We start from the raw sequence: 22,655 nt of genomic DNA, 5'->3' as shown, positions 1-22,655 counted from the left end.
CATAGATGGGATCGCTGATGGTGGAAAAGAGAAAGCCCGCCACCTGAAAATCAGGTGACGGGCTTTGTCATGGTGGGCGTGGCAAGGATTGAACTTGCGACCCCTGCGATGTCAACACAGTGCTCTACCACTGAGCTACACGCCCGCCGTGGAGGGGGCCAATAACGGGGGGCGGTGACTCGCGCAAGCGGTAAATCGCACTTCGCTCAGAAAGATTTTCCAAGTCGGCTGGACAGGGGGCGGAGAGGCCATATGCTGCGATGCCAATAAGGGGGACGCGAAACCATCATGCTGCCAACGCCATCGACGCCGACGGAGCCGGTTCGGCCGCTGCCCTTCTATCGCCATCTGTATTTCCAGGTACTTGTGGCGATCTCCCTGGGTGTGCTGCTGGGGCATTATTTCCCCGCGACGGGCGAGGCGATGAAGCCGCTGGGCGATGCCTTCATCGCGCTGGTGCGCATGATCATCGCGCCGGTCATCTTCCTGACGATCGTCACCGGCATTGCCGGCATGAAGGAACTAGGCGCCATCGGCCGGGTCGCGGCCAAGGCTTTCGCCTATTTCCTGACCTTCTCCACCCTGGCGCTGATCGTCGGCCTCATCATCGCCAATGTCGTGCAGCCGGGGGCGGGCCTCAACATCGATCCCGCCAGCCTGGATGCCAGCAAGATTGCCGATTATGCCCAGCAGGCGCATGATCGCACGCTGGTCGCCTTCCTGCTCAACGTCATTCCCGCGACCCTGGTGTCGGCGGTGGCGGACGGCCACAATATCCTGCAGGTGCTGTTCGTCGCGATCCTGTTCGGCATTGCGCTCAGCATGATCGGGGAAAAGGCCGAGCCACTGATGACGGTGCTCGAATCTGCCAGCCTGGCGATCTTCAAGCTGGTCTCTTTCCTGATGAAGGCGGCGCCCCTGGGCGCATTCGGCGCGATGGCCTTCACCGTCGCCAAATATGGCGTGGGCACGCTCGCCAATCTCGCGGGGCTGGTCGCGACTTTCTATCTGACCTCGATCCTGTTCGTGCTGGTGGTACTGGGCACGGTCGCCTGGTTCGCGGGCTTCAATATCCTGCACCTGATCCGCTATCTGCGCGCCGAACTGCTGCTGGTGCTCGGGACGTCATCGTCGGAAGCCGCGCTGCCCAGCCTGATCGAAAAGATGGAACAGGCCGGTTGCCGCAAGTCGGTGGTCGGGCTGGTCGTGCCGACCGGCTACAGCTTCAACCTCGACGGGACCAACATCTACATGACGCTGGCGGCGCTGTTCATCGCACAGGCCACCAATGTGCATCTGAGCCTGGAAGAGCAGTTGCTGCTGTTGCTGGTGGCTATGCTGTCGTCCAAGGGCGCGGCCGGTGTCACCGGCGCCGGTTTCATCACCCTGGCGGCGACGCTTTCCATCGTTCCATCGGTGCCTGTCGCGGGGATGACGCTGATCCTGGGCGTCGACCGTTTCATGAGCGAATGCCGCAGCCTCACCAACTTCGTCGGCAACGCCGTTGCAACGGTGGTGGTGTCGGCGTGGGAAAAGGGGCTCGATCGCGAGCGTTTCGCGGCCGCCATGGCCGGCAAGCCGCTGCCGCCGCTGGGGCAGGCGCCGGGCGAGGCGGAAGCGGCTAGCTAAGGCCGCTCAACGTCTCGCTGCCGAACATCCGTTCGACTTCCAGCACCAGATCGCGCAGGTGAAAAGGCTTCGATAGCACTTTCGCCTGTGGCACTGCCTTGCCTGCCTTCAAAGTGACTGCCGCAAAGCCGGTAATGAACATGATCCGCGTATCCGGCGCCACCGATGCGGTGTGCTGGGCCAGTTCGATCCCATCCATTTCGGGCATAACGATGTCGGTCAGCAGCAGGTCGAATCGGTCCGATTCGATATGCGGCACCGCTTCGGTACCGGTCGCGACCGCCACCACATCATAACCCGACTTTTCCAGGGCGCGCGCCAGATAGCTGCGCATGCTCTCGTCGTCTTCCGCCAGCAGGATTCGAACCATTGACCCCAATTATCCCGTATGCCGCCCTGTGTCGGCCCTATGCCCTTCCCCCCGGGGTGGCATGCCATGCTGATATATGCGACAAGGTGTAAATATTATCCAGCCGACTAACCATTTTTGGCGCGGCCGGTGAAAGGAGCGCCATTGGATCATCCCGGCCAGTGCCTGCCGGCGCAAAGCGCGGTTGCGTATGACCGTCATGGCTCCCTCCAGCCCATCACTCCGGTCATCCTGTCCGTGCCCCATGCCGGCCGCGATTATCCACCCGAATTGTTGGCCGAAGCGCGGGTCCGCCCCGATGTGCTACGCCGATTGGAGGATCGCTGGGTAGACATGTTGGCGGTCCCGCTGATCGCGCGCGGATATAGTGTCGTGATCGCACGCGCATCGCGCGCGTCGATCGATCTCAACCGTCATGAACGTGAAATCGATCCGGCCATGGTCACGGGATTGCCCCGTGACCTGCCGTTGCAGAGCAGCGCCAAGCTGCGTGGGGGGCTGGGGCTCATTCCCCGACGCTTGCCCGGTGTGAACGATCTGTGGCAACGGCCGCTGCCCTGGGCCGAGGTCCAGCGGCGGATCGAGACCATCCACCGCCCCTATCACGCGACGCTGGCGCAGTTGTTGAGCAGCGCGCGGGAAATCCATGGGCACGCAATCCTGATCGACCTGCATTCCATGCCGCCGCTGCCGCCGCCAGCGGCGGGACAGTCCGCGCCCGGGATGGTGCTGGGCGATCGATTTGGACGTGGTGCGGCGGCCCGGCTGGTGACGCTGGCGGCCGATGTTGCCGCGAGCCATGGCATAATCGTTGCGCAGAACCATCCCTATGCCGGCGATCATCTGATCGACCGGCATGGACGACCCGAATTCGGCTTGCACGCCCTGCAGGTGGAGATTGATCGCGCGCTTTATCTTGATGTGACGCTTGACCGGCCCGGACCGGGGCTTGCGCGGATGCAAGGGGTAGTGGCGGCGATGGTCGAGGCGCTGGCGGATGAACTGCCGCGCAGCGGCTATGCGATGGCGGCGGAATAGACAGGCCCGATAGATTAGTCGCCGACCACCATCCGCGCACCGCTGACGCTCAGATGATGGGAATCGAAATAGAGCGGCTTGCCCGCGTGCATGATCGCGCACTGACGCGCATCGCAGAGCCTGGTCATCGGGTCGATCAGGTGCACGCCCCGGGCCTGCCAGCGCCGGAAAAGGGCATTGAGATTGCGGGTGCGCGCTTGGATCGTGGCCGGATCGACGCCCTGTGCAAGGTCGAGCCGGCCCCTGCGTGCAAGATGCGCCAAATGCCGTGGTACGTCGAAGGGCTGGGGCGGCACGGGACCGATCAGGGTAACAGCCTTTCCCGAGGCCTGTAGCGCGCGGATCGTGCCGTCCAGCTTGGCGACGAAGACGGGGTCGTCAAATTCGCCATTGGCCCAGAAGGCGGCGAGATAGATATGGCGGATGGCCGGATCGGCCCGGATCGCAGCGAAGGCGGCCTGGTTGGCACGGGCGCAACGGGCATCCTTGGGCGCATCATAGCGCAGCACCGGCGGACAGCTCGACGTCGTCCGCTCGATCAGGGCGCGGCCCTCTGCCCGGGCCTTCAGGGACAGCGCATAGGCTATCTCGACACCATGGCTGTCCCCCCAGAGCAGCGCATCGGGACGGACCTTCGCACCGAGAACGCAGGGCGGGGCGCCGCGTGCGAATGTGTCGTGACAGGCCTTGCGCTCGGGGCTGATGTCGGTGCGACCAGCGGCCAGCCGCAGCACTTGTGGGGTAAAGCGACCAGGCCAGCCACCCATGGTCATCAGCGCCAGAGACAGGGTGCAGAACAGGGCCATGGCCGCGCCGGTGAACTGGAAAATACGCCGGGCAGGGATGCGGCGGGCATCGCGGAAGGGGCGTTCGACGAAGCGCCAGGACAGGGCCGCTGCGATGCAGGATGCGGCAACCACCGTCGCGGCCGTCCAGCCGGCCAGCGTGGCATCTGTCGCATATTCGGTGAAGACGATCAGCGGCCAGTGCCAGAGGTAGAGGGAATAGGAGATGAGGCCGACCCCGACCAGCGGCGGCAGGCTGAGCAGCCGTCCGGCGCTGGTGCCCGGTGCGCTATGGAGCAGCAGCACGGCACCCAGCACCGGCGGCAGGGCGGTGATGCCGGGAAAGATGGTCTCGCGCGTGTAGAAGATGACGGCGAAGGCGACAGATGCAAGGCCGCTCCACGCAAGCGCTTCGCGCAGCCAAAGCGCTCGCACGGCGGGTATGGCGCCGAGCGCCAGCAACGCGCCGGCGAACAATTCCCAGGCGCGGGTGGGGAGGAGATAGAAGGTGAAGCCGCTGGTGTCGCGTTGGAGCAGGATGGCGAGGACGAGCGACAGGGCGGTGATCGCGCCGACGATCAGGCTGCGCCAGCGGGCGGCGAAGCGGGCGACCAGCATCAGCAGGATCGGGAAGCCGATATAGAATTGCTCCTCGACCGCCAGCGACCAGGTGTGGAGCAGCGGCTTCACATCGGCGCCGCCGGCGAAATAGCCGGTGTCGGTGAAGAACCAGATGTTGGAGGCGAACAGCGTGGCGGCGAGCGCCGATTTTGGCACCCCTTCGATATCGCCGGGCAGATAGAGCCAGCAGGCCGCCGCCAGCACGGCAAGGATCATCAGGCTGAGCGCCGGCATGATCCGGCGGAAGCGGCGTTCGTAGAAATGGACGAGCGAGAAGCGGCCTTCATCCACCTCGCGTGCGATGATGCTGGTGATGAGGAAGCCGGAGATCACGAAGAAGATGTCGACGCCGACATAGCCACCGGAAAAACCGGTAACATGGGCGTGGAAGAGCAGCACTGGCAGGATGGCGATGGCGCGCAACCCATCGATATCGCGACGATAGCGACCCGTGCCGACCGCCAGGCTGTTTTGTGGAGCTGCCCCGTGCATATCGCCCCCTTCTACCGCCAAAGCCCTGCGATTTGCTTTACCATTTTACCGTCGTTGACAGTGGTGTCGGGCGTGATATGATCCAATGTATATCATAAAGGTGCAACCATGCTCGATTACGCCAAGGCGGATTTTTACACGGATGTGGGGCTGGTTGATGATCCCCATGCCTATTTCGACTTTCTGCGCACGCAGGGACCGGTGACACGACTGCCGCACCGCAATGTGGTGGCGGTGACCGGCTATGAGGAAACCATCCAGGTGATGCTCGATACCGAGCATTTTTCCAGCATCAATGCCGTGACCGGGCCGCTGACGGACCTGCCTTTCACGCCGGAAGGCGATGATATTGCGGCGGCTCTGGAAGCGGCTCGGCCAAAAATCGCCTTTGCCGACCAGATCGTGACCGAGAGCGGTACTCGCCATGCCAAGTTGCGCTCGGTGGTCGGCAGCCTGTTTACGCCCAGCCGATTGAAGGCGCTGGAGTCGTCGCTATACAGTACGGCGGACGGACTGATCGATGAGTTTGCGGGCGATGGGAAGGTCGATCTGGTACGCCAATATGGCGGCCCCTATGCAACGCTGGTGATCGCCGACCTGCTGGGCATCCCGCAAAAGGGACGGGCCGCCTTCCGCGTCCTGCTGGAAGGGGCGGTGCCCGCTCCGATCGACGGATCGCCCGAGGATCTGAAGCACAATCCGCTGGTTGGCCTTGGCAAGCATATGTTCCGGTACATCGCCTGGCGCCGCTTCCTGAATCATCCGGCGGTCCTGCCGATACGCCGAATGCTGGGTACGGATACCGACAAGAAGGACATATTGACGACGCTGGCGCTGGCGAAATTCCCCGATGGAACGACGCCGACCCTGGTCGACCTGACGGCGATGGCGGCCTTCCTGTTCGGCGCGGGGCAGGACACGACCAACCGGTTGTTGGCCAACGCTTTCCGCATCATTGCCATTCGGCCCGATATCCAGGCGCAGTTGCGCGCCGATGCCAAGCGCATCCCCAATTTCCTGGAGGAGGTGCTGCGTTATGACGGATCGGTGAAGAGCGGTGGGCGCATCTGTACCCGGACGACCGAACTGGCGGGGGTCGAGATCAAGGCGGGGACGACGATCCTGATGTCGCACATGGCCGCCAATCGCGATCCGCGTCGGTTCGACAATCCGGCCATGTTCGACATGGATCGGCCGCGCGCCAAGGAGCATCTGGCCTTTGGTCGGGGTGCCCATACCTGTATCGGCGCGCCGCTGGCTCGGCGCGAGGTGGCGGTCAGCATCGAACGGCTATTGGCGCGTATGGGCAATATCCGCCTGTCTCCGGCCCATCATGGGGCGGGCGAGGCGCTGCATTTCGATTATGAACCCACCTATATTTTGCGGGCGCTGCGGCACCTGCATCTGGAGTTCGATCCGATCGCGGAACCCGGCTGAAGAAGGGGGGCGGAGGCCGGATGAACCGGCCCCTCCTTGCGATTCGGAGGGGCCGGTTCCTTTTTCGTCAGGCCGCGGCGCGGCGTTCCTTCAGTTCCTCGTTCAGCATTTCTGCCAACAGGAAAGCCAGTTCCAGGCTCTGCGCCGCGTTGAGGCGCGGATCGCAATGGGTGTGATAGCGATCGGCCAGGCCTTCGTCGGTGATCGCGATCGCACCGCCGGTGCATTCGGTGACATTCTGGCCGGTCATTTCGGCATGGATGCCGCCGCCGAACGTCCCTTCGGCGCGATGCACGGCAAAGAAGCCGCGCACTTCGGCCAGGATGCGCTCGAACGGCCGCGTCTTGTAGCCATTGGCCGCCTTGATGACATTGCCGTGCATCGGGTCGCAGGACCAGACCACCGAATGGCCCTCGCGCTTCACCGCCCGCACCAGCTTGGGCAGGCCGGCCTCGATCTTGTCATGGCCATAGCGGGTGATGAGCGTGATGCGCCCGGCTTCCCGCTTCGGGTTCAAGAGGTCGAGCAGGCGCAGCAGTTCGTCCGGCTCCAGGCTGGGGCCGCACTTCATGCCGATCGGGTTGCCGATACCGCGCAGATATTCGACATGCGATGACCCTTCGAAGCGGGTGCGATCGCCGATCCACAGCATGTGCGCCGACGTGTCATACCAGTCGCCGGTCAGGCTATCTTGACGGGTCAGCGCCTGCTCAAACGGCAGCAGCAGCGCCTCATGGCTGGTGTAGAAGCTGGTGCCGCCAAGCTGGGGCACGCTGTCGGCGTCCAGCCCACAGGCCCGCATGAAGTCGAGCGCCTGGCCGATCTGGTCGGCCATCGCCTCGAACTTCGTGGCCCAGGGGCTGCGGCCCATGAAATCCAGCATCCAGCCATGCACCCGGTCGAGGCTGGCATAGCCGCCGGTCGAAAAGGCGCGGACCAGGTTCAGCGTCGCCGCCGACTGGTTATAGGCGCGGATCATCCGCTGCGGATCGGGCTCGCGCGCTTCGGGCGTGAAGGCGATGTCGTTGACATTGTCGCCGCGATAGCTGGGCAGTTCGACGCCGCCAATCGTCTCGGTATCGGCCGAGCGGGGCTTGGCGAACTGGCCCGCCATGCGGCCGACCTTTACCACCGGCAGCTTCGAGGCGAAGGTCAGGACGACCGCCATCTGCAGCAGCACGCGGAACGTGTCGCGAATATTGTTCGGATGGAACTCGGCGAAGCTCTCGGCGCAATCGCCGCCCTGCAACAGGAAGGCCTCGCCATTGGCGACCCGCCCAAGATCGGTCTTCAGATTGCGCGCCTCGCCCGCAAAGACGAGCGGCGGAAACTGGCCAAGCTGGGCCTCTACCGAGGCAAGCGCCTCCTGATCCCGATAAAAGGGCATCTGGATGCCCTTATGCTCCCGCCAGCTTTCCGGCGTCCACTTCGCCGCCACGTCGAGTCTCCTTCACGTCAAAAAAATAGGCGCCGCATCTACGCGCAACCGCCCTGCAGGGCAAGTTTATAGCGGTGTTGGCCGTCTTCCGCGCAAGGATACTATCGATCAGTCTGATCGACCGGGTTTATTTCTGACAGGGAAAGCGATCGTTGAGGGCGATGCTGATCAGCACCGAAGCCGGCGCCTTGCGCTGGTCCGGATAGCGATCGAGATAGGCCAGCACGACGCGCTGGGCCTCGTCGGCGGGAATGCGGCCGGGCCAGCAGGCTGACCGGGCGCGGCCCAGGAACATTTCCTTGCGGATGCCATCGACCGCACCGACAATATAGGCGGTACAGGCCAGCCGATATTCCGGTGCCTTGTTGCGGCACTTGATGCGCAGGCTTTCCCCGGTCTCGAACATGTAGATGCCGGCATCAGCGGGCGGCGCGGCCGGGGCGGGGCTATTTGATGCAGCCGCCGCGATTGCTAGCAGAAACGCTTGCATGGATATGGTGCACTCACGGCTTGGTTGTTGTGGATGCGTAGCAACGTGGCGGCTTGCGTCGATCCTGTCCAACCCGGTCGGCGCAGGCCGGGCACGGTCCGGCTCAGTCGTGATCTGGCTTGACGCCATCGGGCAGGCGGGCACTATGTCTGCCATGCGCGTCGCGATCTTTGGCACAAAGGGCTATGACCGGCACTTCCTGTCGGCTGCCAATCCGGGGCATGAACTGCATTTCCTGGAGCCTCGGCTGGATGCGGATACCGCCAGCCTGGGCGATGGGTTCGAGGCGGTCTGCGTCTTCGTCAACGATCGGCTGGATGCGGCCGTGCTGGCGCAACTGGCGGCGGGTGGCACGCGCCTGATCGCGCTGCGCTGCGCGGGCTATAATAATGTCGACCTGATTGCCGCTGCCAATCTTGGCATGACGGTGGTCCGCGTGCCGGCCTATTCGCCCCATGCCGTTGCCGAATTCACCATTGCCCTGTTGATGGCGCTGGATCGCCGCATCCATCGCGCCTGGGCGCGGGTGCGGGAGAATAATTTCGCGCTCGATGGGCTGATCGGCCGCAACCTGCATGGCCGGGTGGCCGGCGTGATCGGCACCGGGCGGATCGGGGCGCTGGTTGCGCGCACGCTGCGGCTGGGCTTTGGATGCGAGGTGCTGGCGAGCGACATGGTCGAAGATGCGGAGCTGGTCGCCATGGGCGTGCGCTACCTGCCGCCGCGCGACTTGCTGGAGCAGGTTGACATCGTGTCGCTTCATTGCCCGCTGACGCCGGATACGCGGCACATCATCAATGGTGATGCGATCGATCGGGCGCGCGATGGACTGGTGGTCGTCAACACTAGCCGGGGCGCGCTGATCGACACGGCGGCGCTGGTCGCGGGCCTCAAGTCCCGCAAGATCGGCGGCGTCGCCCTCGACGTCTATGAACAGGAGGCTGATCTGTTCTTCGAGGATCTGTCCAACGAGATCGTCGAGGACGATGTGTTCCAGCGGTTGCTGACCTTCCCCAATGTCCTGGTCACCGGGCATCAGGCCTTCCTGACCGAGGAAGCATTGGCCAGCATTGCCGGGACGACGATGGCCAATATCAGCGACTTCGAGGCCGGGCGGCCGCTGGCCAACCGGGTCGATCCGGTGGCGGCTATTGCCCGACGAGGATGAAGGGCGCCCAGACATAGGGCTGCACTGCATCGGGCTTGCCCGACCGGATCAGCTTCAACATCGCGCGTTGCAGCGCGACCGGTCGCGACCGGCCGTTGCGGCTGGCCTTGATCGTCTCCAGCGTGATGATGGCGCCGGCGTCGTCGCGCACCGGCCAGTGCGATACCAGCAGCGATCCTGCGCCGGCATAGCGGAATGCCTGCGCCAGTCCCGAATAGGCCGGCGCCTGGACCATGTTGCCGGCCGCCGTGTTGCAGGCCGACAGGATCACCCAGTCGGCCCCGATCCGCATCTGCGCCACTTCCGAAGCGGTCAGCAGGCCGTCATCCTTGCTATCCGGTGCGGGTGGGGACAGGACCAGGGCCGGTTCGGTGAGCCCGTCCATCTGGCCACTGACCAGCCCATGGGTCGCGAACAGCATCACGGAATAGCGGCTGAGATCGGCATCGCGCAGCGTCGCTTCACTTGCTTCCTTTCCGATCAGCAGGGTCGTGCGGTCCGGCCCGAAGCGACGCGCCACGGCGCGCAATTCCTGTGCCGAACCCGGCAGGGAGGGAAGGCGCGACAGGGCGGTAATATCTGCTGCGCCGCCCCGATAATATTGGCCAGCCGCCAACAGCGCGGGCTTGCCTGCCGGTTGGTCGTCCGCAGACGGGAAGGGCGCAGGGGCGCCGACGCCCAGCAGATGCCCGGCATGCGCTGCCAGCCGCTGGGAGGCTTTGGTGGAAAAGCCGGTTTCGATCTCCAAGGCGAAGCGGCGGACCAGCCAGGGCGTGCGGCTGTCCACCTGCCGCACGGGTTGTTGCGGCAGCATGGCAAAGGGCAGGGAGGCAAAGGCGCCGGTCGGGACGATCCGCAGGCTATGCGCCTGGCCCAGTATGGCCAATATGTCCGCCGGGAAAAGTGCGCGATAGAGGGCATGGGCGCCGTCCTGATCGAAGCCGGTTGCGCTCATCGAAAGGCGCAGGCGGTCGATCATCGCCACAAGCGCGGCACGGCTGTCCTGGGTATGGACGATAGCGCTCCGGTCGCGGCCGACGGCGAGGAGATAGACATGGCCGAAGGCGGGCATCACCGCGAGCACGGCCTCATCCTTGGCAAGGCCGGCACGCAGCGTTGCCAGATCGGGATGGACGGCGCCTCGGGCCTCGATCCAGCGGGGATAGTCGCGGGCCATGGCGGTGCGTTCGCTTGCCACCCTGTTCGCGATCGTGGCGCGGTTCCTGCGCGCGGCGTCCACTTCCTGGTCGATCGCCAGCGCCTTGAGCAGCGCGCTGTCCGCAGCCTGGAGCGCGCGGCTGTCATCCTGAAGATCCCGGACCCGCCCGGCGAGCGCAGGATTGTCCACCATGCGTTGCGCAACCAGGCGATTGGCCTCGGCAATTCGTGATCCGGCGAGGATGGACATCGCATCGAGCGCCAGCGAAGAGTCCTGTGCCCGGGCCGCGATCGTCAGCACCGTGTCGAGCGCCGCGCGCTGATCTTCATCCAGGCCATCCTGCAGGCTGACGCTGGTGCGCAGCACTGCGATCATGCGGCAGGCCGCGTCGACCGTATCGCCGCCATTGGCCCAGGCCGATAGCATCCCGGCATTGGCGATCGCGAAGCCGGGCATATTGTCGAGCTGGCGGGTCTGGGCGGCATAATCGGCGGCGGCCGTGCGCGCCTCGTCCAGCCGGCCGCTTTCGATCAGCGCGGGGATGAGGAAGGGATAGATGCGCTGGCCCATCTCCCGTTCGTCGCTGTCGCCGCTCCGAACCCGGGTGAGGGCGGTCTGCAATCGTTCGATCGCGACGGCATCATGGCCCTGGGCGGCGGCGGCGACACCGGCAAAGGCCAGGGCGCGAGCCGATTGCGGGCTGTTGTCGCCTTCGATCGCGCGAAAGCCGCGTTCCGCCTCCAGAAAGAGAGGCTCCGCCTCGTCATAGCGCTCCAGCGGCAACAGCAGGTTGCCGAGATTTTGCAACGCGAAATGGAAATAGAGGCTCTTCGTACCGATCGTCTCGCGCTTGATCGCGATCGATCGTTCCAGATAGTCCAGGCTCTCGGTCCGCCGTCCGGTGCGCGACAGCAGCAGGCCGAGCGCTTCGAGTGCACGGGCATAATTGGGGTGCTTACGATCGACATGGTCGGTTGCGGTATCGACCGCCAGCCGGGCGTAGATTTCCGCCTCGGCATCGCGGTCGGCGCGCGAAAGCATCTGGCTGTACATATAATAGGCGCCGACCGCGTCGGCGCTGTTCTGACCGCTGGCCGCGACCCGCGCCTCCATGCTGCGGCGCTGCGCTTCGACCGCTTCGGCATTGCGGCCGAGGCGGGAGAGCGCCTGGGCATGGGCAAAGGCGATGTTGGACTTCAGCATCATCGCCGATTCATCCAGCGCCTTGGGCGGTGTGCGCGCGAAATAGCCGTCGATAAAGCGGCTCGCCTCGGCCAGCGTCTCGACCCCGGCGCCGACCTGGTTCAGCGTGACCTGGACATAGCCTTTGATCGACAGGCCCTGCATCCAGTAGATCGGATAGGCGTCACGGAAGGGCGACAGCAGGGCAAGGCCGCGCTCCGCATGGGCCAGCGCGTCCGGGTTCCGGCCATCGATCTGGTCCATCGATGACAGGTTGATGAGCGCGACGCCCGCCAGCGGATGGGTCTGACCCTGCACCTTGCTGTGCGATGCCGCCGTTTCCAGCGCGACCCAGGCGTCGCGGGTCTGCTGCGACATGGACAGGGCATAATCGTCGCTCTCGAACAGCGCGTCTGCCTTCTCCTCCAGCGCGTAGAGCCGGGCAAAGCGCGGATCATCGGTGCGGAAAGCGGGCGCTGGTGCGGCGGAAACGGGCAGCAGGGCAGGGCCGGCAACCGCCAGCAGCAGCGCGAGTCCGCGCCTGGAAACGCTCATTCTTGCCCCACTTTTCTCGACCCGGCACCGTCTTGGGTCGAACCCGGGACGGCGTCAAGCCATCAGCTCAGCGTCAGGCGCCAGTCCCAGCGCAGCGGATCGCCGTCCATCACCTCGACCCCGCGCGCGATCAGTGCGTCGCGGATCTCGTCCGACAGGGCGAAATCCTTTTCGGCACGGGCGGCGGTGCGGCGTTCCAGTTCGGCTTCGATCTCTTCCGGCGTGATCTGCGCATCCTTGGGCTGCACCCGCAGTTCGGCACGGGTCAGGTCCAGCAGGCGCAGGCCCAGCGCCTGGTCGAAGGCGGCGATCAGGCACAGCTTCTCGTCCACCGGCACCTTCTTCATGGCCGTAGCTTCCTCCAGCAGGGGCAAGGCGCGCGGCGTCATCAGGTCGTCGGCGATCGCGGCGTCGAACTGCTCCAGCAGCGGGACCAGCTTGGGGTGGAGATTGGCGCGCAGATAGGCGAGCGTCACCGACTGCCAGGTGATCCCCTCGGCCCGGCTTTTCAGCCCCTCGACGCCCATGACCAGCCGCTTGAGGCGGGTCAGCGCGGCGGCCAGATTGTCTGCGCTGAACTCCAACTCGCTGCGATAATGGGCGCCCAGGCACAGCAGGCGATAGGCGATCGGATGTACGCCGGCGTCGACCAGGCTGAAGAGAGTGGTGAAGCCGCCCTTCGACTTGCTCATCTTGCCCTGCCGGTCGACCAGGAAATTATTGTGCATCCACCAGCGCGCGCCGGTGAAGTCCGGCTGAGCATCGGTGCAGCCGCAATAGGCCTGGTTCTGGGCGATCTCGTTGGGGTGATGGATTTCGCGATGGTCGATGCCGCCGGTATGGATATCGAACGGCTGGCCGAGGCGGGCCTGGCTCATGACCGAGCATTCCAGGTGCCAGCCCGGCGCGCCCTTACCCCAGGGGCTGTCCCATTCCATCTGGCGCTGCTCGCCCGGCGGCGACTTGCGCCAGATGGCGAAGTCGCTGGGGTTGCGCTTGCCCGCTACCGGGTCGATGCGGGCATGGGCCGCATCGTCGCGACCGCCGGCCAGCGCGCCATAATTGGGCACGGTCGAGCTGTCGAAATAGAGGCCGCTCTCCAGTTCGTAGCAATGGGAGGCGGCGATTTTCTGCGCAAATTCGATCATCTGCGGCACATAATCGGTCGCGACCGTCCATTCGCTGGGCGCCATGATGTTGAGGTCGGCGATATTCGCCTTGAACGCTTCGGTGTAATGGGCCGCGATGTCCCAGATGCTCTTGGCGCTGGCGCGGGCGGCGGCCTCCATCTTGTCGTCGCCGGCGTCGGCATCCGACGTCAGATGGCCGACATCGGTGATGTTGATGATCTGGGTGACGTCCAGCCCCTTCCAGAGCAGGGTCCGGCGCAGCGTGTCGACGAACACATAGGCGCGCAGATTGCCGATATGGGCATAATTATAGACGGTCGGGCCGCAGCTATAGACGCGCGCATGGTTGGGCTCGATCGGCGCGAACGGCTCGATCGACCGGGTCAGGCTGTTGAACAGGCGCAGGGGCGCGTCGCTATGCTGGTCTTGGCTCATGGCGTCAGCCATGTCGCGAGACGGGGCGATCGTCAACGGGGCGTACCCCTCAAAAAAATGCTTGAACTTGACCTTGGGTCAAGCGGTAGCAAGGGGCATGACCGATATATTGGATATTGCCGCCGTCGCCCGCGCCACCGGCCTCACCAGCCGGGCGCTGCGTTTCTATGAGGCGCGCGGGCTGGTCGCGCCGCTGCGGACCGCGTCGGGGCGGCGTCTGTTCGGCCCGGCTGAACTGGCGCGGCTGCACGAATTGCTGGCGCTCAAGCGTGCGGGGCTGAGCCTTGCCCAGATCAAGACATTGTTCGACGGCCGGCCGATCGACCTTGGCGCGCTGCTGCGCGCGCAGATCGCGGCGATCGACGCGCAGGCGCAGGAACTGGCGCAGGCGCGCAGCCATCTGGAAACCGCCTTGTCCCGCATCGACTGTGGCGAGCCGCTCGATGCCGCGACCCTTTGCTCGCTGATCCGCAGTGGAGAAAGCATGACCATGCAAGAAGAATGGAAGGCGGTCAGTGGCCGCTATATCAGCGCCCAGGCCGAGGCCGATTTTGCCGAGACGATGCCCAGGATGCCGGCCGATTTCGATCAGGCGGCCTATAGCGCGCAATGGGCGGACCTGACCGCCCGGATCGAGGCGGCGCTGCCGCTCGATCCGGCGAGCGCGGCGGCAGGGGCCTTTTACGACGAATGGCAGGCGCTGCTCGCCCCCTTCACCGCCATCGCCACGCCGGCGATGATGGAGGGGGTGACGCGGATGTACGACCATGTCGACGAGTGGAAGGACGAGCGGCAGCCGCCCTTCGCATCGGCGGTCTGGACCTTCATCCGCAGCGTCGGCGCGGCGCGGCAAATGTAATAAATTGTTGCTGGAGGGGCGGCGTCTTGCACGATCGTTCGGCGCATCCGATATTGGCTGTGCGGACCGGGCCCCTCTGGCGACATGGATCTCTTCCCCCTTGATCCAGGTCGCGATGTCGGACCGCATCGGGTGCGCCCGGTGCAGGTTTTGTGGCAATTCCCCCCTCTTTTTGCCGCAGGAGACCGCACCGGGCTCACTCGAACCATGTCTTTTATGATGGAGTGAGTGAAGCCGTGAACAATCCCGTACGCATGCCGGGCTATGGTGCCAGCCAGACGGCGCAGACCGATGCTGGCCTGCGCGCGCACATGCTCGGCGTCTTCCGCAACATGGGCATCGGCCTGGTCATCACCGGCCTGGTCGCCGCCCTGGTCGGCAATACCCCCGCGCTGGCCGCCGCCATCTATGGCACGCCGCTGAAGTGGGTCGCGATCTTCGCGCCGCTGGCCTTTGTCTTCTTCTTCAGCTTCCGCATCGACAAGATGACGACGGCTGGCGCACGTACCGCCTTCTACGCCTTTGCGGCGGTGATGGGCGTGTCGCTGGGCAGCGTCTTCCTGGTCTTCACCGGCGGCAGCATCGCCCAGGCCTTCTTCTCGGCGGCGGTGATGTTCCTCGCCATGGCGCTCTGGGGCTATACCACCCAGCGTGACCTGACCAAGATGGGCAGCTTCCTGCTGATGGGCCTGATCGGCATCGTCGTCGCCAGCCTGATCAACATCTTCATCGGCTCGTCGGCCATGGCGATGGTCATCTCGATCATCGGCGTGGTGGTCTTCACTGGCCTCACCGCCTGGGACGTGCAGCGCATCAAGTCGGAATATTTCTACTATGCCGGCCATGAGGTGGCGCAGAAGATGCAGGTGATGGGCGCGCTGTCGCTGTACCTCAACTTCGTCAACCTGTTCCAGATGCTGCTCAGCCTGACCGGCGAGCGCGAATAAGCATGCGGGATCAGGCCACCGTGTCGGCCATGCTCTGCCCGGTCTGCCATGTGGGGCTCCACATGAGCGACCGGCAGGGGGTGGAGATCGACTATTGCCCGCAATGTCGCGGAGTCTGGCTGGACCGGGGCGAACTCGACAAGATCATCGAGCGCTCCGCTCAGCCGGCCCCGGCTCCCGCCGCGCCGCAGATGAGCTACCGCCCCGACCGCGACCATCGTCAGGATGGGCGCGACGACGGACGCGGCTATCCGAAGAAACGCAGGAAGAGCTTTCTGGAAGAGCTGTTCGATTGAGAAAAGGCCGGTCCCGATGGGGCCGGCCTTTTTCGTTGAGAGCTTAAAAAGAGAGATCCCAGCCTTCGCTGGGATGACGGAAATTAGGCGCCGTTTTCTACCTTCGTCATGCCAGCGAAGGCTGGCATCCCACTGCCTTTCGGCGCAGCATTACCGTTATGACGGGCGGCTGGATCTATATCATGACGAACCGTGCTTATGGCGTGCTGTATATTGGCGTGACATCCAGCCTGCCGCATCGCACCATGCAGCACCGCGATGGCACCGGCTCGGATTTCTGTCGCCGCTATGGTCTGGATCGACTGGTCTATGCCGAGCGGCATGCAACGATCATCGATGCCATCGCACGAGAAAAGGCGATGAAGGCGTGGAAGCGCGAATGGAAAGTTCGGCTGGTCGAGAGCATCAACCCGAAATGGGCAGACCTGTTCTACACGCTGCACATGGATTGAGCCAGCGAGCAGAAAGAAAAGTGAGATGCCAGCCTTCGCTGGCATGACGGGGAGTGGAGGGGCACAGCCCGGTCACGCCAGCAGATGTTGGGATCTTAGATTCTCCGCCCGAGCATCAATGCGCCGCGCCCCAACTCGGACCGGTGCCGATTTCCACGCCCAGCGGCACGGACAGGCTGACCATCGGTTCGGCGGCGCTTTCCATAACCTGGCGGATCACCTTGCTGGCTGCCTCGACATCGGCTTCGGGCAGTTCGAACACCAGTTCGTCATGCACCTGCAGCAGCATGCGCACGCGCGGCAGGCCCGAGGCTTCGAGCGCCGGGCCCATGCGGGCCATCGCCCGCTTGATGATGTCGGCGCTGGTGCCCTGGATCGGCGCGTTGATCGCCGCGCGTTCGGCGCCCTGCCGTTCGTGCTGGACCGCCGCCTTGATCCGCGGGAACCAGGTCTTGCGACCGAACAGGGTTTCGGTGAAGCCGTTGGCGCGTGCCTTTTCCAGCGTCTCGTTGATATAGACGCTGATGCCGGGGAAGCGCTCATAATAGCGGCTGATCATGTCCTGCGCCTCGTCGGCGCTGATTTCCAGCCGACCGGCCAGGCCCCAGCGCGAAATGCCGTAGAGGATCGCGAAGTTGATCGTCTTGGCGCGGCCGCGCGTGTCGCGATTGACCTCGCCGAACAATTCCATGGCCGTGCGGTTATGAATATCCTCGCCCTGCTCGAACGCATCCTTGAGCGCGGGGACGTCGGCCATGTGCGCGGCCAGCCGCAGCTCGATCTGGCTATAGTCCGCCGCCAGGATGACATTGCCGGGTTCGGCGACGAAGGCATGGCGGATCTGTCGGCCGATTTCGGTGCGGATCGGGATATTCTGCAGGTTGGGATCGGTCGAGGACAGGCGGCCGGTCTGGGCGCCGGTCAGCGAGTAACTGGTATGGACCCGGCCGGTATCGCGGTTGATCTGCTGCTGCAGCGCGTCGGTATAGGTCGACTTGAGCTTGGAAAGCTGGCGCCATTCCAGCACCAGCCCGCAAATGGCCGAGCCTTCGGCCTTGAGCTTCTCCAGCACGGTGACGTCGGTGGAGTAGGTGCCGCTCTTGCCCTTCTTGCCGCCTTTGAGGCCCATTTCATCGAACAGGACGACGCCGAGCTGCTGCGGCGATCCGATGGTGAAGGCGTGGCCGGCCAGTTCGTGGATTTCGGCTTCCAGACCGGCGATCGACTGGGAGAAGCTGCCCGAGAGGCGTGACAGGGCTTCGCGGTCGACCTTGATGCCCTGCCGCTCCATGCCTGCGACCACCGGGATCAGCGGCCGGTCGACCAGCTGGTAGACCCGCGTGACCTGCTCGGCGGCCAGCCGCCCCGACAGCTTGTGCCACAGCCGCCAGGTGACCTCGGCATCCTCGGCGGCATAGGCGGTCGCCTTGTCGAGCGGCACATGGGCGAAGCTGATCGCCTTCTTGCCGGTGCCGGTCACTTCCTTGAAGCTGATGCATGTGTGATTGAGGTGAACGCTCGCGGCCTCGTCCATGCCATGGCCGCCCAGCGACTTGCCGGCATCCAGGTCGAAGCTCATCACCATCGAATCGTCGATCGGCGTCACCTCCAGCCCGACCCGGGCGAGGACGTTGAGGTCATATTTGATATTATGGCCGACCTTGAGAACCGCATCGTCGGCGAGCAGCGGCTTGAGCAACCGGATCGCGTCGTCGAGCGGGATCTGCTGCGGCACCTCGCCGAACATGTCGTCGGCGGAGCGATGGGCGAGCGGGATGTAGCAGGCGCGGCCGGGTCCAGTGGACAGGCTGATGCCGACCAGGCCCGATTCCATGCTATCGAGCGCATCGGTCTCGGTATCGACCGCGACCACGCCTAGAGCCTGCGCTTCGGCGATCCACACCTGCAGCGCCTCGACCGTGGTGACGGTTTCATACAGGGCGCAGTCGATCGGCGGATGCTCCACCTCGACCGGCGGCGGGGGCGGAGCGTCGGCGCTGGTTGCCGCGGCGGCACTGGCGACGGCGACCGCAGCGGCCGGCGTGCCCAGGCGGTTGAGCAGGGTCTTGAAGCCATGATGCGACAGGAAGGCCTGCAGCGGTTCCTTGGGAATACCCTTGAGCGCCAGATCGTCCAGCGGCTCGGGCAGATCCATGCTGTCATGCAGCGCCACCAGCTTGCGCGACAGCCGGGCCATGTCGGCATGGGCGATGAGGTTTTCCTGCATCTTCGACTTCTTCATTGCTGGAGCAGCCTCCAACACATGCTCCAGGTCGTGATATTCGCCGATCAGCTTGGCCGCGGTTTTCGGTCCGATGCCCGGCACGCCCGGCACATTGTCGACGCTGTCGCCCATCAGCGCCAGCACGTCGCCCAACTGCTCGGGCAGCACGCCGAACTTGCCCATCACATAGTCGGCACCGCGTCGCTCATTCTTCATCGTGTCGTACATGTCGACGCCGGGCTGGATCAGCTGCATCAGATCCTTGTCGGAACTGACGATGGTGACATGCCAGCCGGCGCGCACGGCGGCTTGGGTATAGCTGGCGATGATGTCGTCCGCCTCATACCCGGCTTCCTCGATGCAGGGGAGCGAGAAAGCGCGGGTGGCGTCGCGGATCATCGGGAACTGGGGCACCAGATCCTCGGGCGCGGGCGGTCGGTTCGCCTTATACTGGTCGTACATGTCGTTGCGGAAGGTGTGGCTGCCCTTGTCCAGCACGACCGCCAGATGGGTCGGCCCCTCCGCCTTGCCCAGTTCCTCGGCCAGCTTCCACAGCATCGTGGTATAGCCATAGACCGCACCGACCGGCTGGCCATGCTGGTTGGTGAGCGGCGGAAGCTGGTGATAGGCGCGGAAGATATAACCGCTGCCGTCGACCAGATAGAGATGATTCTGCTGAGACATGGGGCAGGGGATAGCGGGGATTGGCCCGCCGCTCCAGTGCCCGACGCTTATACGTCGCCGCTCTCGCCGCTGGTCTGGGCCGTCGCTTCGTCGGCGCGCTGGCCGCGCAGCATATGGCCGACCAGCAGCACCGGCATCAGCACGGCCATGCCGATGAAGATCGCCATCAGCCGCTCGACGCCCGGCTCCAGCACCAGCCGGTCATAACGGTCGGGCACCAGCATCACCAGCACCGCCAGGGTGAACTGGGTGCCGACATAGCGATGGGTCGGATCGCCATTTTCCAGATGCCGGCCCAGCATCACGCCGATCGCGGTGGCGCCGAGCAGCAGCGGCATATTGTCGGCGCCGGCGACCAGGAAGAAGGCGGCGAACAAGGCGCCGCCGATGCAGCCGATCATGCGTTGCAGGATGCGCTGGCTGACCGGGGCCAGGCCGCTCGACCCGATGCCGGTGACCGGCAGCAGCATCACCGCCATGATCATGATCGCCCCCTGCGCCAGCGCGGGCACCGGGATCCAGGCATTGAGCGCCACCAGCAGGGCCAGTGCCACGCCGGCCTGCAGCGCATGGCGCAACGAATCCCCGTGCCAGCCCGCGCCGGTCGCGGCCGGGGTGCGCTTGGCCGGCCAGCGGCGGCGCAGGGTCAGGGTGGAGGCAAGGCTGACGATCAGGCTGGCGGCGATGCCGGCCAGCGTTTCGAGCACGCGGGTCTGGACGAATTCGGGCAGGGCGATCGCGGGATGCTCGATCTTGTCGAGCACGACCATGGCATAGGTCAGGCCGAAGAACAGCCAGGCATAGGAGCGGCGGGAGGTGATCGCGGCATAGAGGCTGATCGTCCCCATCAGCGCTAGCGCTGCTGCAGCGGCCGGCCAGTAACCGACAATGAAGGGCGCGCTGCCCAGCGCGATCAGGCCGCCCGCGACCGTGCCGACGATCCGCAGCACCCCGCGTGCCAATGTCTCGGCGGCATGGCCGCGCATCACCATATAGCCGGCAAAGGCGGCCCAGGAGACATGGGTGGCGCCAAGCAGATGGGCGAGCAGGATCGCGCCCAGTACCGACAACGCGCATTCCAGCTCATCGATGGTGCGCGGCGTCACGCGGTCGAGCAGCGAGGAAAAGGAGCGCGGCATAGGGACTTAGTGCCGCAGCGGGACAGTAAAGGCCAGCGCGGGATATTTGCTGCTTCCTGTCCGTTTCGTTGCGCTGGAAACGGGTTGGGAGAGGGAGGGCTGGACATGCGGACATGGGGCGTGGCGATATTGGTGGGGATAGCGGCGCATGGCGGCGCGGCCTTCGCGCAGGAAACGCGAGAATTTTGCGCTGACCGTCCCGGTCTCGATACACCACCCTGCACCATGGCGCCGGGCAAGGTGCAGGTCGAGCTGGGGCTGGGCGACTGGACCCGCGAACAGGATGCGGAAAGTCGCACCGACACCGTGAACTTCGGCGACGCACTGCTGCGCATCGGCCTGACCGACAGCATGGAAGCGCAACTGGGCTGGACCGCCTTTGGCCATGTGCGCACGCGCGATCGGGTAACCGGCGCGGTGGAGACGGACAGTGGCATCGGCGACATGCGTGTCGCGCTGCGGCAGAATCTGCGCAATCCCGATGGTTCGGGCTTCTCGATCGCGGTCATGCCCTATGCCAGCCTTCCGACTGGCGGCGATGCGATCGGTGACGGCGATTGGGGCGCCGGGCTGCTGGTGCCGATCAGCTATGACCTGGGCCATGGCCTGACGCTCCAGGCCACGCCGGAGGTTGATGCGGCGGTCGATGAGGATGGCGATGGCCGGCATCTGGCCTATGGCAGCGTCGCCGGGCTTGGCTTCGAGATCAGCGACGAGCTGTCCGGATCGATCGAAGCGTCGTTGATGCGCGACGAGGATCCGGACGGCCATGCGATGCAGGCGCTGGCCGGCCTGTCGCTGGGCTGGCAAAGCGGCGACGACATGCAGTTCGACCTCGGCGCCAATCTGGGCCTCAATCATGACAGCCCGGACGCCGAACTCTATGTCGGTGTGGTCAGGCGCTTCTGATCGTCAGCGCTTCTCGTGATTGGCGACGACGGCCTTGGCGACCGCCTGCATCAACTGCCAGCGTTCCGGGATCGACACCGTCGTGCTGCCGATCATCACGGCCACGGCGTAGCTGGTGCCGTCCGGTGCAGTCATGATGCCGACATCGTTGAAGCCGGTCGAACGTGGCGGCAGATCCTGGCCCGTACCGGTCTTGTGCAGATAGGACCAGCTATGCGGCACGCCGCCCTTGATCCGCTGCGGCCCGGTCTTGGCTTCCTCCATGATTCCCATCAGCAGGCGTGCCGAAGCCGAGGACAGCATGTCGCCTTCCTTCAGCTTGGCGAGCGCTTCGACGATTGACGCAGGGGCTGCGCCATCCGGCGGGCTGGCGAGATAATTGTCGAGTGCCTTTTGTCGCACCGACATCGGCAGTTGCGCGCGGGCGGCATAGAAATTGCGGCCGATCGAATAATCCTGCCGCCAGTCGAGACCGGCGGTGGTGGATTGCAGCAGCCGTTCGCCCGGGCCGAAGCGGATATTGGCGATGTGGCGGCGGGCCAGATAGCCGCGCACCGCATCCGGCCCGCCGACGGCGCGCAGAAGTGTGTCGTTGGCAGTATTGTCGCTCTGCGTCATCGCGCGGCGCATCAGGTCGGAATAGGTGGTGGTCCAGCCGGTCGCGCCGACCATCGCTGCGCTGGGCTGGTGGAACAGGGTCAGATCCTTCTTCGTGATCGTGGTCGAATCCGACAGGCGGATCTTGCCGCGATCGACCGCGTCGAGGAAGGTCATCGACACCCACAGTTTCGACACGCTCTGCTGCGGGAAGAGGGCGCTGCCATTATAGGCGACGGTCCAGTCGGAATTGACCCGGCGTACCGCGATGCCGACCTTGCCCCGGAAGCTTTGGCCCAGATTCTGGATCACGCTGACGAGGGCGGGCGAAGGCTGCTCGCGCTGGTCGATATCCTTATAGGGTGGGGGCGGGTTGGCGACCTGCTTGATCGGCCATGTATTGGTCGTGGGCTGCACCGTCGGGCGCGGCGGATTGCTGGGCCGCGTGCTGCTGGCCTGCGCACTGGGTTGAGGCGGCGCGCCGACACAGGCGGACAAGGCAATAACCGCAAGCAGAAGGCGTGACGACGCACGCCAGCCATTATCAAAACGCATCAGAAACCCCGCACTTCAAGCCGCCATAAGGCGCGGCTCGGGCCGCCAGTGGCAAGATGGATGC

General features: G+C 64.9%; 18 protein-coding genes and 1 tRNA gene. 9 read left to right on the top strand and 10 right to left on the bottom strand.

Going from position 1 to position 22,655, the window contains the following annotated elements; translation table 11 throughout:
- Nucleotides 1–70: 70 nt before the first annotated feature.
- Nucleotides 71–145 (bottom strand) — tRNA-Val (locus tag PMI04_RS17020).
- Between the two features lie 143 nt (nucleotides 146–288).
- Here PMI04_RS17020 and PMI04_RS17015 point away from each other — a divergent pair.
- Entirely contained in the window at nucleotides 289–1,629 is a 1,341-nt protein-coding gene (locus PMI04_RS17015) for a dicarboxylate/amino acid:cation symporter (protein WP_007714087.1), read from the top strand.
- Here the strand turns inward: PMI04_RS17015 and PMI04_RS17010 are convergent.
- Nucleotides 1,622–1,999, bottom strand: a complete 378-nt coding sequence (locus PMI04_RS17010) for a cell cycle two-component system response regulator CpdR (protein WP_007714089.1) — start codon at nucleotides 1,997–1,999, stop codon at nucleotides 1,622–1,624. The two genes, PMI04_RS17015 and PMI04_RS17010, sit on opposite strands and share 8 nt — an antisense overlap.
- Before the next feature lie 144 nt (nucleotides 2,000–2,143).
- Between PMI04_RS17010 and PMI04_RS17005 the strand changes: the two genes are divergently transcribed.
- Entirely contained in the window at nucleotides 2,144–3,037 is an 894-nt protein-coding gene (locus PMI04_RS17005) for an N-formylglutamate amidohydrolase (protein ID WP_007714092.1), read from the top strand.
- A 14-nt stretch (nucleotides 3,038–3,051) separates the two neighbouring features.
- Here the strand turns inward: PMI04_RS17005 and PMI04_RS17000 are convergent, their stop codons facing one another.
- Nucleotides 3,052–4,935, bottom strand: coding sequence for an acyltransferase family protein (locus tag PMI04_RS17000; protein ID WP_007714096.1), 1,884 nt, complete (start codon nucleotides 4,933–4,935; stop codon nucleotides 3,052–3,054).
- Nucleotides 4,936–5,043: 108 nt separating this feature from the next.
- On the opposite strand from PMI04_RS17000, the gene PMI04_RS16995 reads away from it, so the two are divergent.
- On the top strand, nucleotides 5,044–6,372 hold the full coding sequence (locus PMI04_RS16995; RefSeq protein WP_007714099.1) for a cytochrome P450: 1,329 nt from the start codon (nucleotides 5,044–5,046) through the stop codon (nucleotides 6,370–6,372).
- Nucleotides 6,373–6,439: 67 nt separating this feature from the next.
- Here the strand turns inward: PMI04_RS16995 and PMI04_RS16990 are convergent, their stop codons facing one another.
- Both PMI04_RS16990 and PMI04_RS16985 read right to left on the bottom strand, forming a co-directional pair.
- Nucleotides 6,440–7,810 carry a class II 3-deoxy-7-phosphoheptulonate synthase gene (locus PMI04_RS16990; RefSeq protein WP_007714102.1) on the bottom strand — a complete coding sequence of 457 codons (1,371 nt, stop codon included), beginning with the start codon at nucleotides 7,808–7,810 and terminating at the stop codon, nucleotides 6,440–6,442.
- 127 nt (nucleotides 7,811–7,937) lie between these two features.
- A complete protein-coding gene (locus PMI04_RS16985; protein ID WP_283184805.1) occupies nucleotides 7,938–8,216 on the bottom strand; it encodes a Rap1a/Tai family immunity protein in 279 nt (92 codons plus the stop codon).
- A 238-nt stretch (nucleotides 8,217–8,454) separates the two neighbouring features.
- Here PMI04_RS16985 and PMI04_RS16980 point away from each other — a divergent pair, with 238 nt between their 5' ends.
- Nucleotides 8,455–9,468 carry a 2-hydroxyacid dehydrogenase gene (locus tag PMI04_RS16980; RefSeq protein WP_037487234.1) on the top strand — a complete coding sequence of 338 codons (1,014 nt, stop codon included), beginning with the start codon at nucleotides 8,455–8,457 and terminating at the stop codon, nucleotides 9,466–9,468.
- Here PMI04_RS16980 and PMI04_RS16975 read toward each other — a convergent pair.
- Together PMI04_RS16975 and cysS are read right to left on the bottom strand one after the other, a co-directional pair.
- On the bottom strand, nucleotides 9,449–12,364 hold the full coding sequence (locus PMI04_RS16975) for a CHAT domain-containing tetratricopeptide repeat protein (protein WP_007714114.1): 2,916 nt from the start codon (nucleotides 12,362–12,364) through the stop codon (nucleotides 9,449–9,451). The genes PMI04_RS16980 and PMI04_RS16975 overlap by 20 nt on opposite strands.
- A 62-nt stretch (nucleotides 12,365–12,426) precedes the next feature.
- Nucleotides 12,427–13,941 (bottom strand): cysteine--tRNA ligase, encoded by a 1,515-nt coding sequence (gene cysS, locus PMI04_RS16970; RefSeq protein WP_037487236.1) that lies wholly within the window; start codon nucleotides 13,939–13,941, stop codon nucleotides 12,427–12,429.
- A gap of 85 nt (nucleotides 13,942–14,026) precedes the next feature.
- Here cysS and PMI04_RS16965 point away from each other — a divergent pair, with 85 nt between their 5' ends.
- The 4 genes from PMI04_RS16965 to PMI04_RS16950 all read left to right on the top strand — a co-directional run bounded on the left by PMI04_RS16965 (nucleotide 14,027) and on the right by PMI04_RS16950 (nucleotide 16,483).
- Nucleotides 14,027–14,788: a MerR family transcriptional regulator gene (locus tag PMI04_RS16965; protein ID WP_007714126.1), complete on the top strand. Its 762-nt coding sequence runs from the start codon at nucleotides 14,027–14,029 to the stop codon at nucleotides 14,786–14,788.
- Nucleotides 14,789–15,042: 254 nt separating this feature from the next.
- The gene (locus PMI04_RS16960; protein ID WP_037487239.1) at nucleotides 15,043–15,735 is read left to right on the top strand and encodes a Bax inhibitor-1/YccA family protein; all 693 of its coding nucleotides are present in this window, start codon (nucleotides 15,043–15,045) and stop codon (nucleotides 15,733–15,735) included.
- Between the two features lie 2 nt (nucleotides 15,736–15,737).
- On the top strand, nucleotides 15,738–16,031 hold the full coding sequence (locus tag PMI04_RS16955) for a zf-TFIIB domain-containing protein (RefSeq protein ID WP_007714133.1): 294 nt from the start codon (nucleotides 15,738–15,740) through the stop codon (nucleotides 16,029–16,031).
- A gap of 158 nt (nucleotides 16,032–16,189) precedes the next feature.
- Nucleotides 16,190–16,483, top strand: a complete 294-nt coding sequence (locus PMI04_RS16950; RefSeq protein WP_007714137.1) for a GIY-YIG nuclease family protein — start codon at nucleotides 16,190–16,192, stop codon at nucleotides 16,481–16,483.
- A gap of 115 nt (nucleotides 16,484–16,598) precedes the next feature.
- On the opposite strand, the gene polA is transcribed toward PMI04_RS16950, so the two are convergent.
- Together polA and PMI04_RS16940 are read right to left on the bottom strand one after the other, a co-directional pair.
- A complete protein-coding gene (polA, locus tag PMI04_RS16945; protein ID WP_007714141.1) occupies nucleotides 16,599–19,391 on the bottom strand; it encodes a DNA polymerase I in 2,793 nt (930 codons plus the stop codon).
- Nucleotides 19,392–19,438: 47 nt separating this feature from the next.
- On the bottom strand, nucleotides 19,439–20,530 hold the full coding sequence (locus PMI04_RS16940; RefSeq protein ID WP_007714144.1) for an FUSC family protein: 1,092 nt from the start codon (nucleotides 20,528–20,530) through the stop codon (nucleotides 19,439–19,441).
- A gap of 105 nt (nucleotides 20,531–20,635) precedes the next feature.
- Between PMI04_RS16940 and PMI04_RS16935 the strand changes: the two genes are divergently transcribed.
- On the top strand, nucleotides 20,636–21,439 hold the full coding sequence (locus PMI04_RS16935; protein WP_007714147.1) for a transporter: 804 nt from the start codon (nucleotides 20,636–20,638) through the stop codon (nucleotides 21,437–21,439).
- Between the two features lie 3 nt (nucleotides 21,440–21,442).
- Here the strand turns inward: PMI04_RS16935 and PMI04_RS16930 are convergent, their stop codons facing one another.
- On the bottom strand, nucleotides 21,443–22,591 hold the full coding sequence (locus tag PMI04_RS16930; protein WP_007714151.1) for a serine hydrolase: 1,149 nt from the start codon (nucleotides 22,589–22,591) through the stop codon (nucleotides 21,443–21,445).
- Between the last annotated feature and the right edge of the window lie 64 nt (nucleotides 22,592–22,655).

This window comes from Sphingobium sp. AP49, assembly GCF_000281715.2.
Taxonomy (GTDB): Bacteria; Pseudomonadota; Alphaproteobacteria; order Sphingomonadales; family Sphingomonadaceae; genus Sphingobium.
This window is presented reverse-complemented; position numbering and strand designations above follow the sequence as displayed.

Excerpts from the sequence above, each read along its gene's own strand:
- PMI04_RS16995 (WP_007714099.1), top strand. The coding sequence starts at position 5,044 with ATGCTCGATTACGCCAAGGCGGATTTTTACACGGATGTGGGGCTGGTT.
- PMI04_RS16975 (WP_007714114.1), bottom strand. The coding sequence starts at position 12,364 with ATGAGCGTTTCCAGGCGCGGACTCGCGCTGCTGCTGGCGGTTGCCGGC.
- polA (WP_007714141.1), bottom strand. The coding sequence starts at position 19,391 with ATGTCTCAGCAGAATCATCTCTATCTGGTCGACGGCAGCGGTTATATC.
- PMI04_RS16960 (WP_037487239.1), top strand. The coding sequence starts at position 15,043 with ATGCCGGGCTATGGTGCCAGCCAGACGGCGCAGACCGATGCTGGCCTG.
- PMI04_RS16955 (WP_007714133.1), top strand. The coding sequence starts at position 15,738 with ATGCGGGATCAGGCCACCGTGTCGGCCATGCTCTGCCCGGTCTGCCAT.
- PMI04_RS16930 (WP_007714151.1), bottom strand. The coding sequence starts at position 22,591 with ATGCGTTTTGATAATGGCTGGCGTGCGTCGTCACGCCTTCTGCTTGCG.
- PMI04_RS17015 (WP_007714087.1), top strand. The coding sequence starts at position 289 with ATGCTGCCAACGCCATCGACGCCGACGGAGCCGGTTCGGCCGCTGCCC.
- PMI04_RS16940 (WP_007714144.1), bottom strand. The coding sequence starts at position 20,530 with ATGCCGCGCTCCTTTTCCTCGCTGCTCGACCGCGTGACGCCGCGCACC.
- PMI04_RS16980 (WP_037487234.1), top strand. The coding sequence starts at position 8,455 with ATGCGCGTCGCGATCTTTGGCACAAAGGGCTATGACCGGCACTTCCTG.
- PMI04_RS16950 (WP_007714137.1), top strand. The coding sequence starts at position 16,190 with ATGACGGGCGGCTGGATCTATATCATGACGAACCGTGCTTATGGCGTG.
- PMI04_RS16985 (WP_283184805.1), bottom strand. The coding sequence starts at position 8,216 with ATGTTCGAGACCGGGGAAAGCCTGCGCATCAAGTGCCGCAACAAGGCA.
- cysS (WP_037487236.1), bottom strand. The coding sequence starts at position 13,941 with ATGGCTGACGCCATGAGCCAAGACCAGCATAGCGACGCGCCCCTGCGC.
- PMI04_RS16935 (WP_007714147.1), top strand. The coding sequence starts at position 20,636 with ATGCGGACATGGGGCGTGGCGATATTGGTGGGGATAGCGGCGCATGGC.
- PMI04_RS16965 (WP_007714126.1), top strand. The coding sequence starts at position 14,027 with ATGACCGATATATTGGATATTGCCGCCGTCGCCCGCGCCACCGGCCTC.
- PMI04_RS17000 (WP_007714096.1), bottom strand. The coding sequence starts at position 4,935 with ATGCACGGGGCAGCTCCACAAAACAGCCTGGCGGTCGGCACGGGTCGC.
- PMI04_RS17010 (WP_007714089.1), bottom strand. The coding sequence starts at position 1,999 with ATGGTTCGAATCCTGCTGGCGGAAGACGACGAGAGCATGCGCAGCTAT.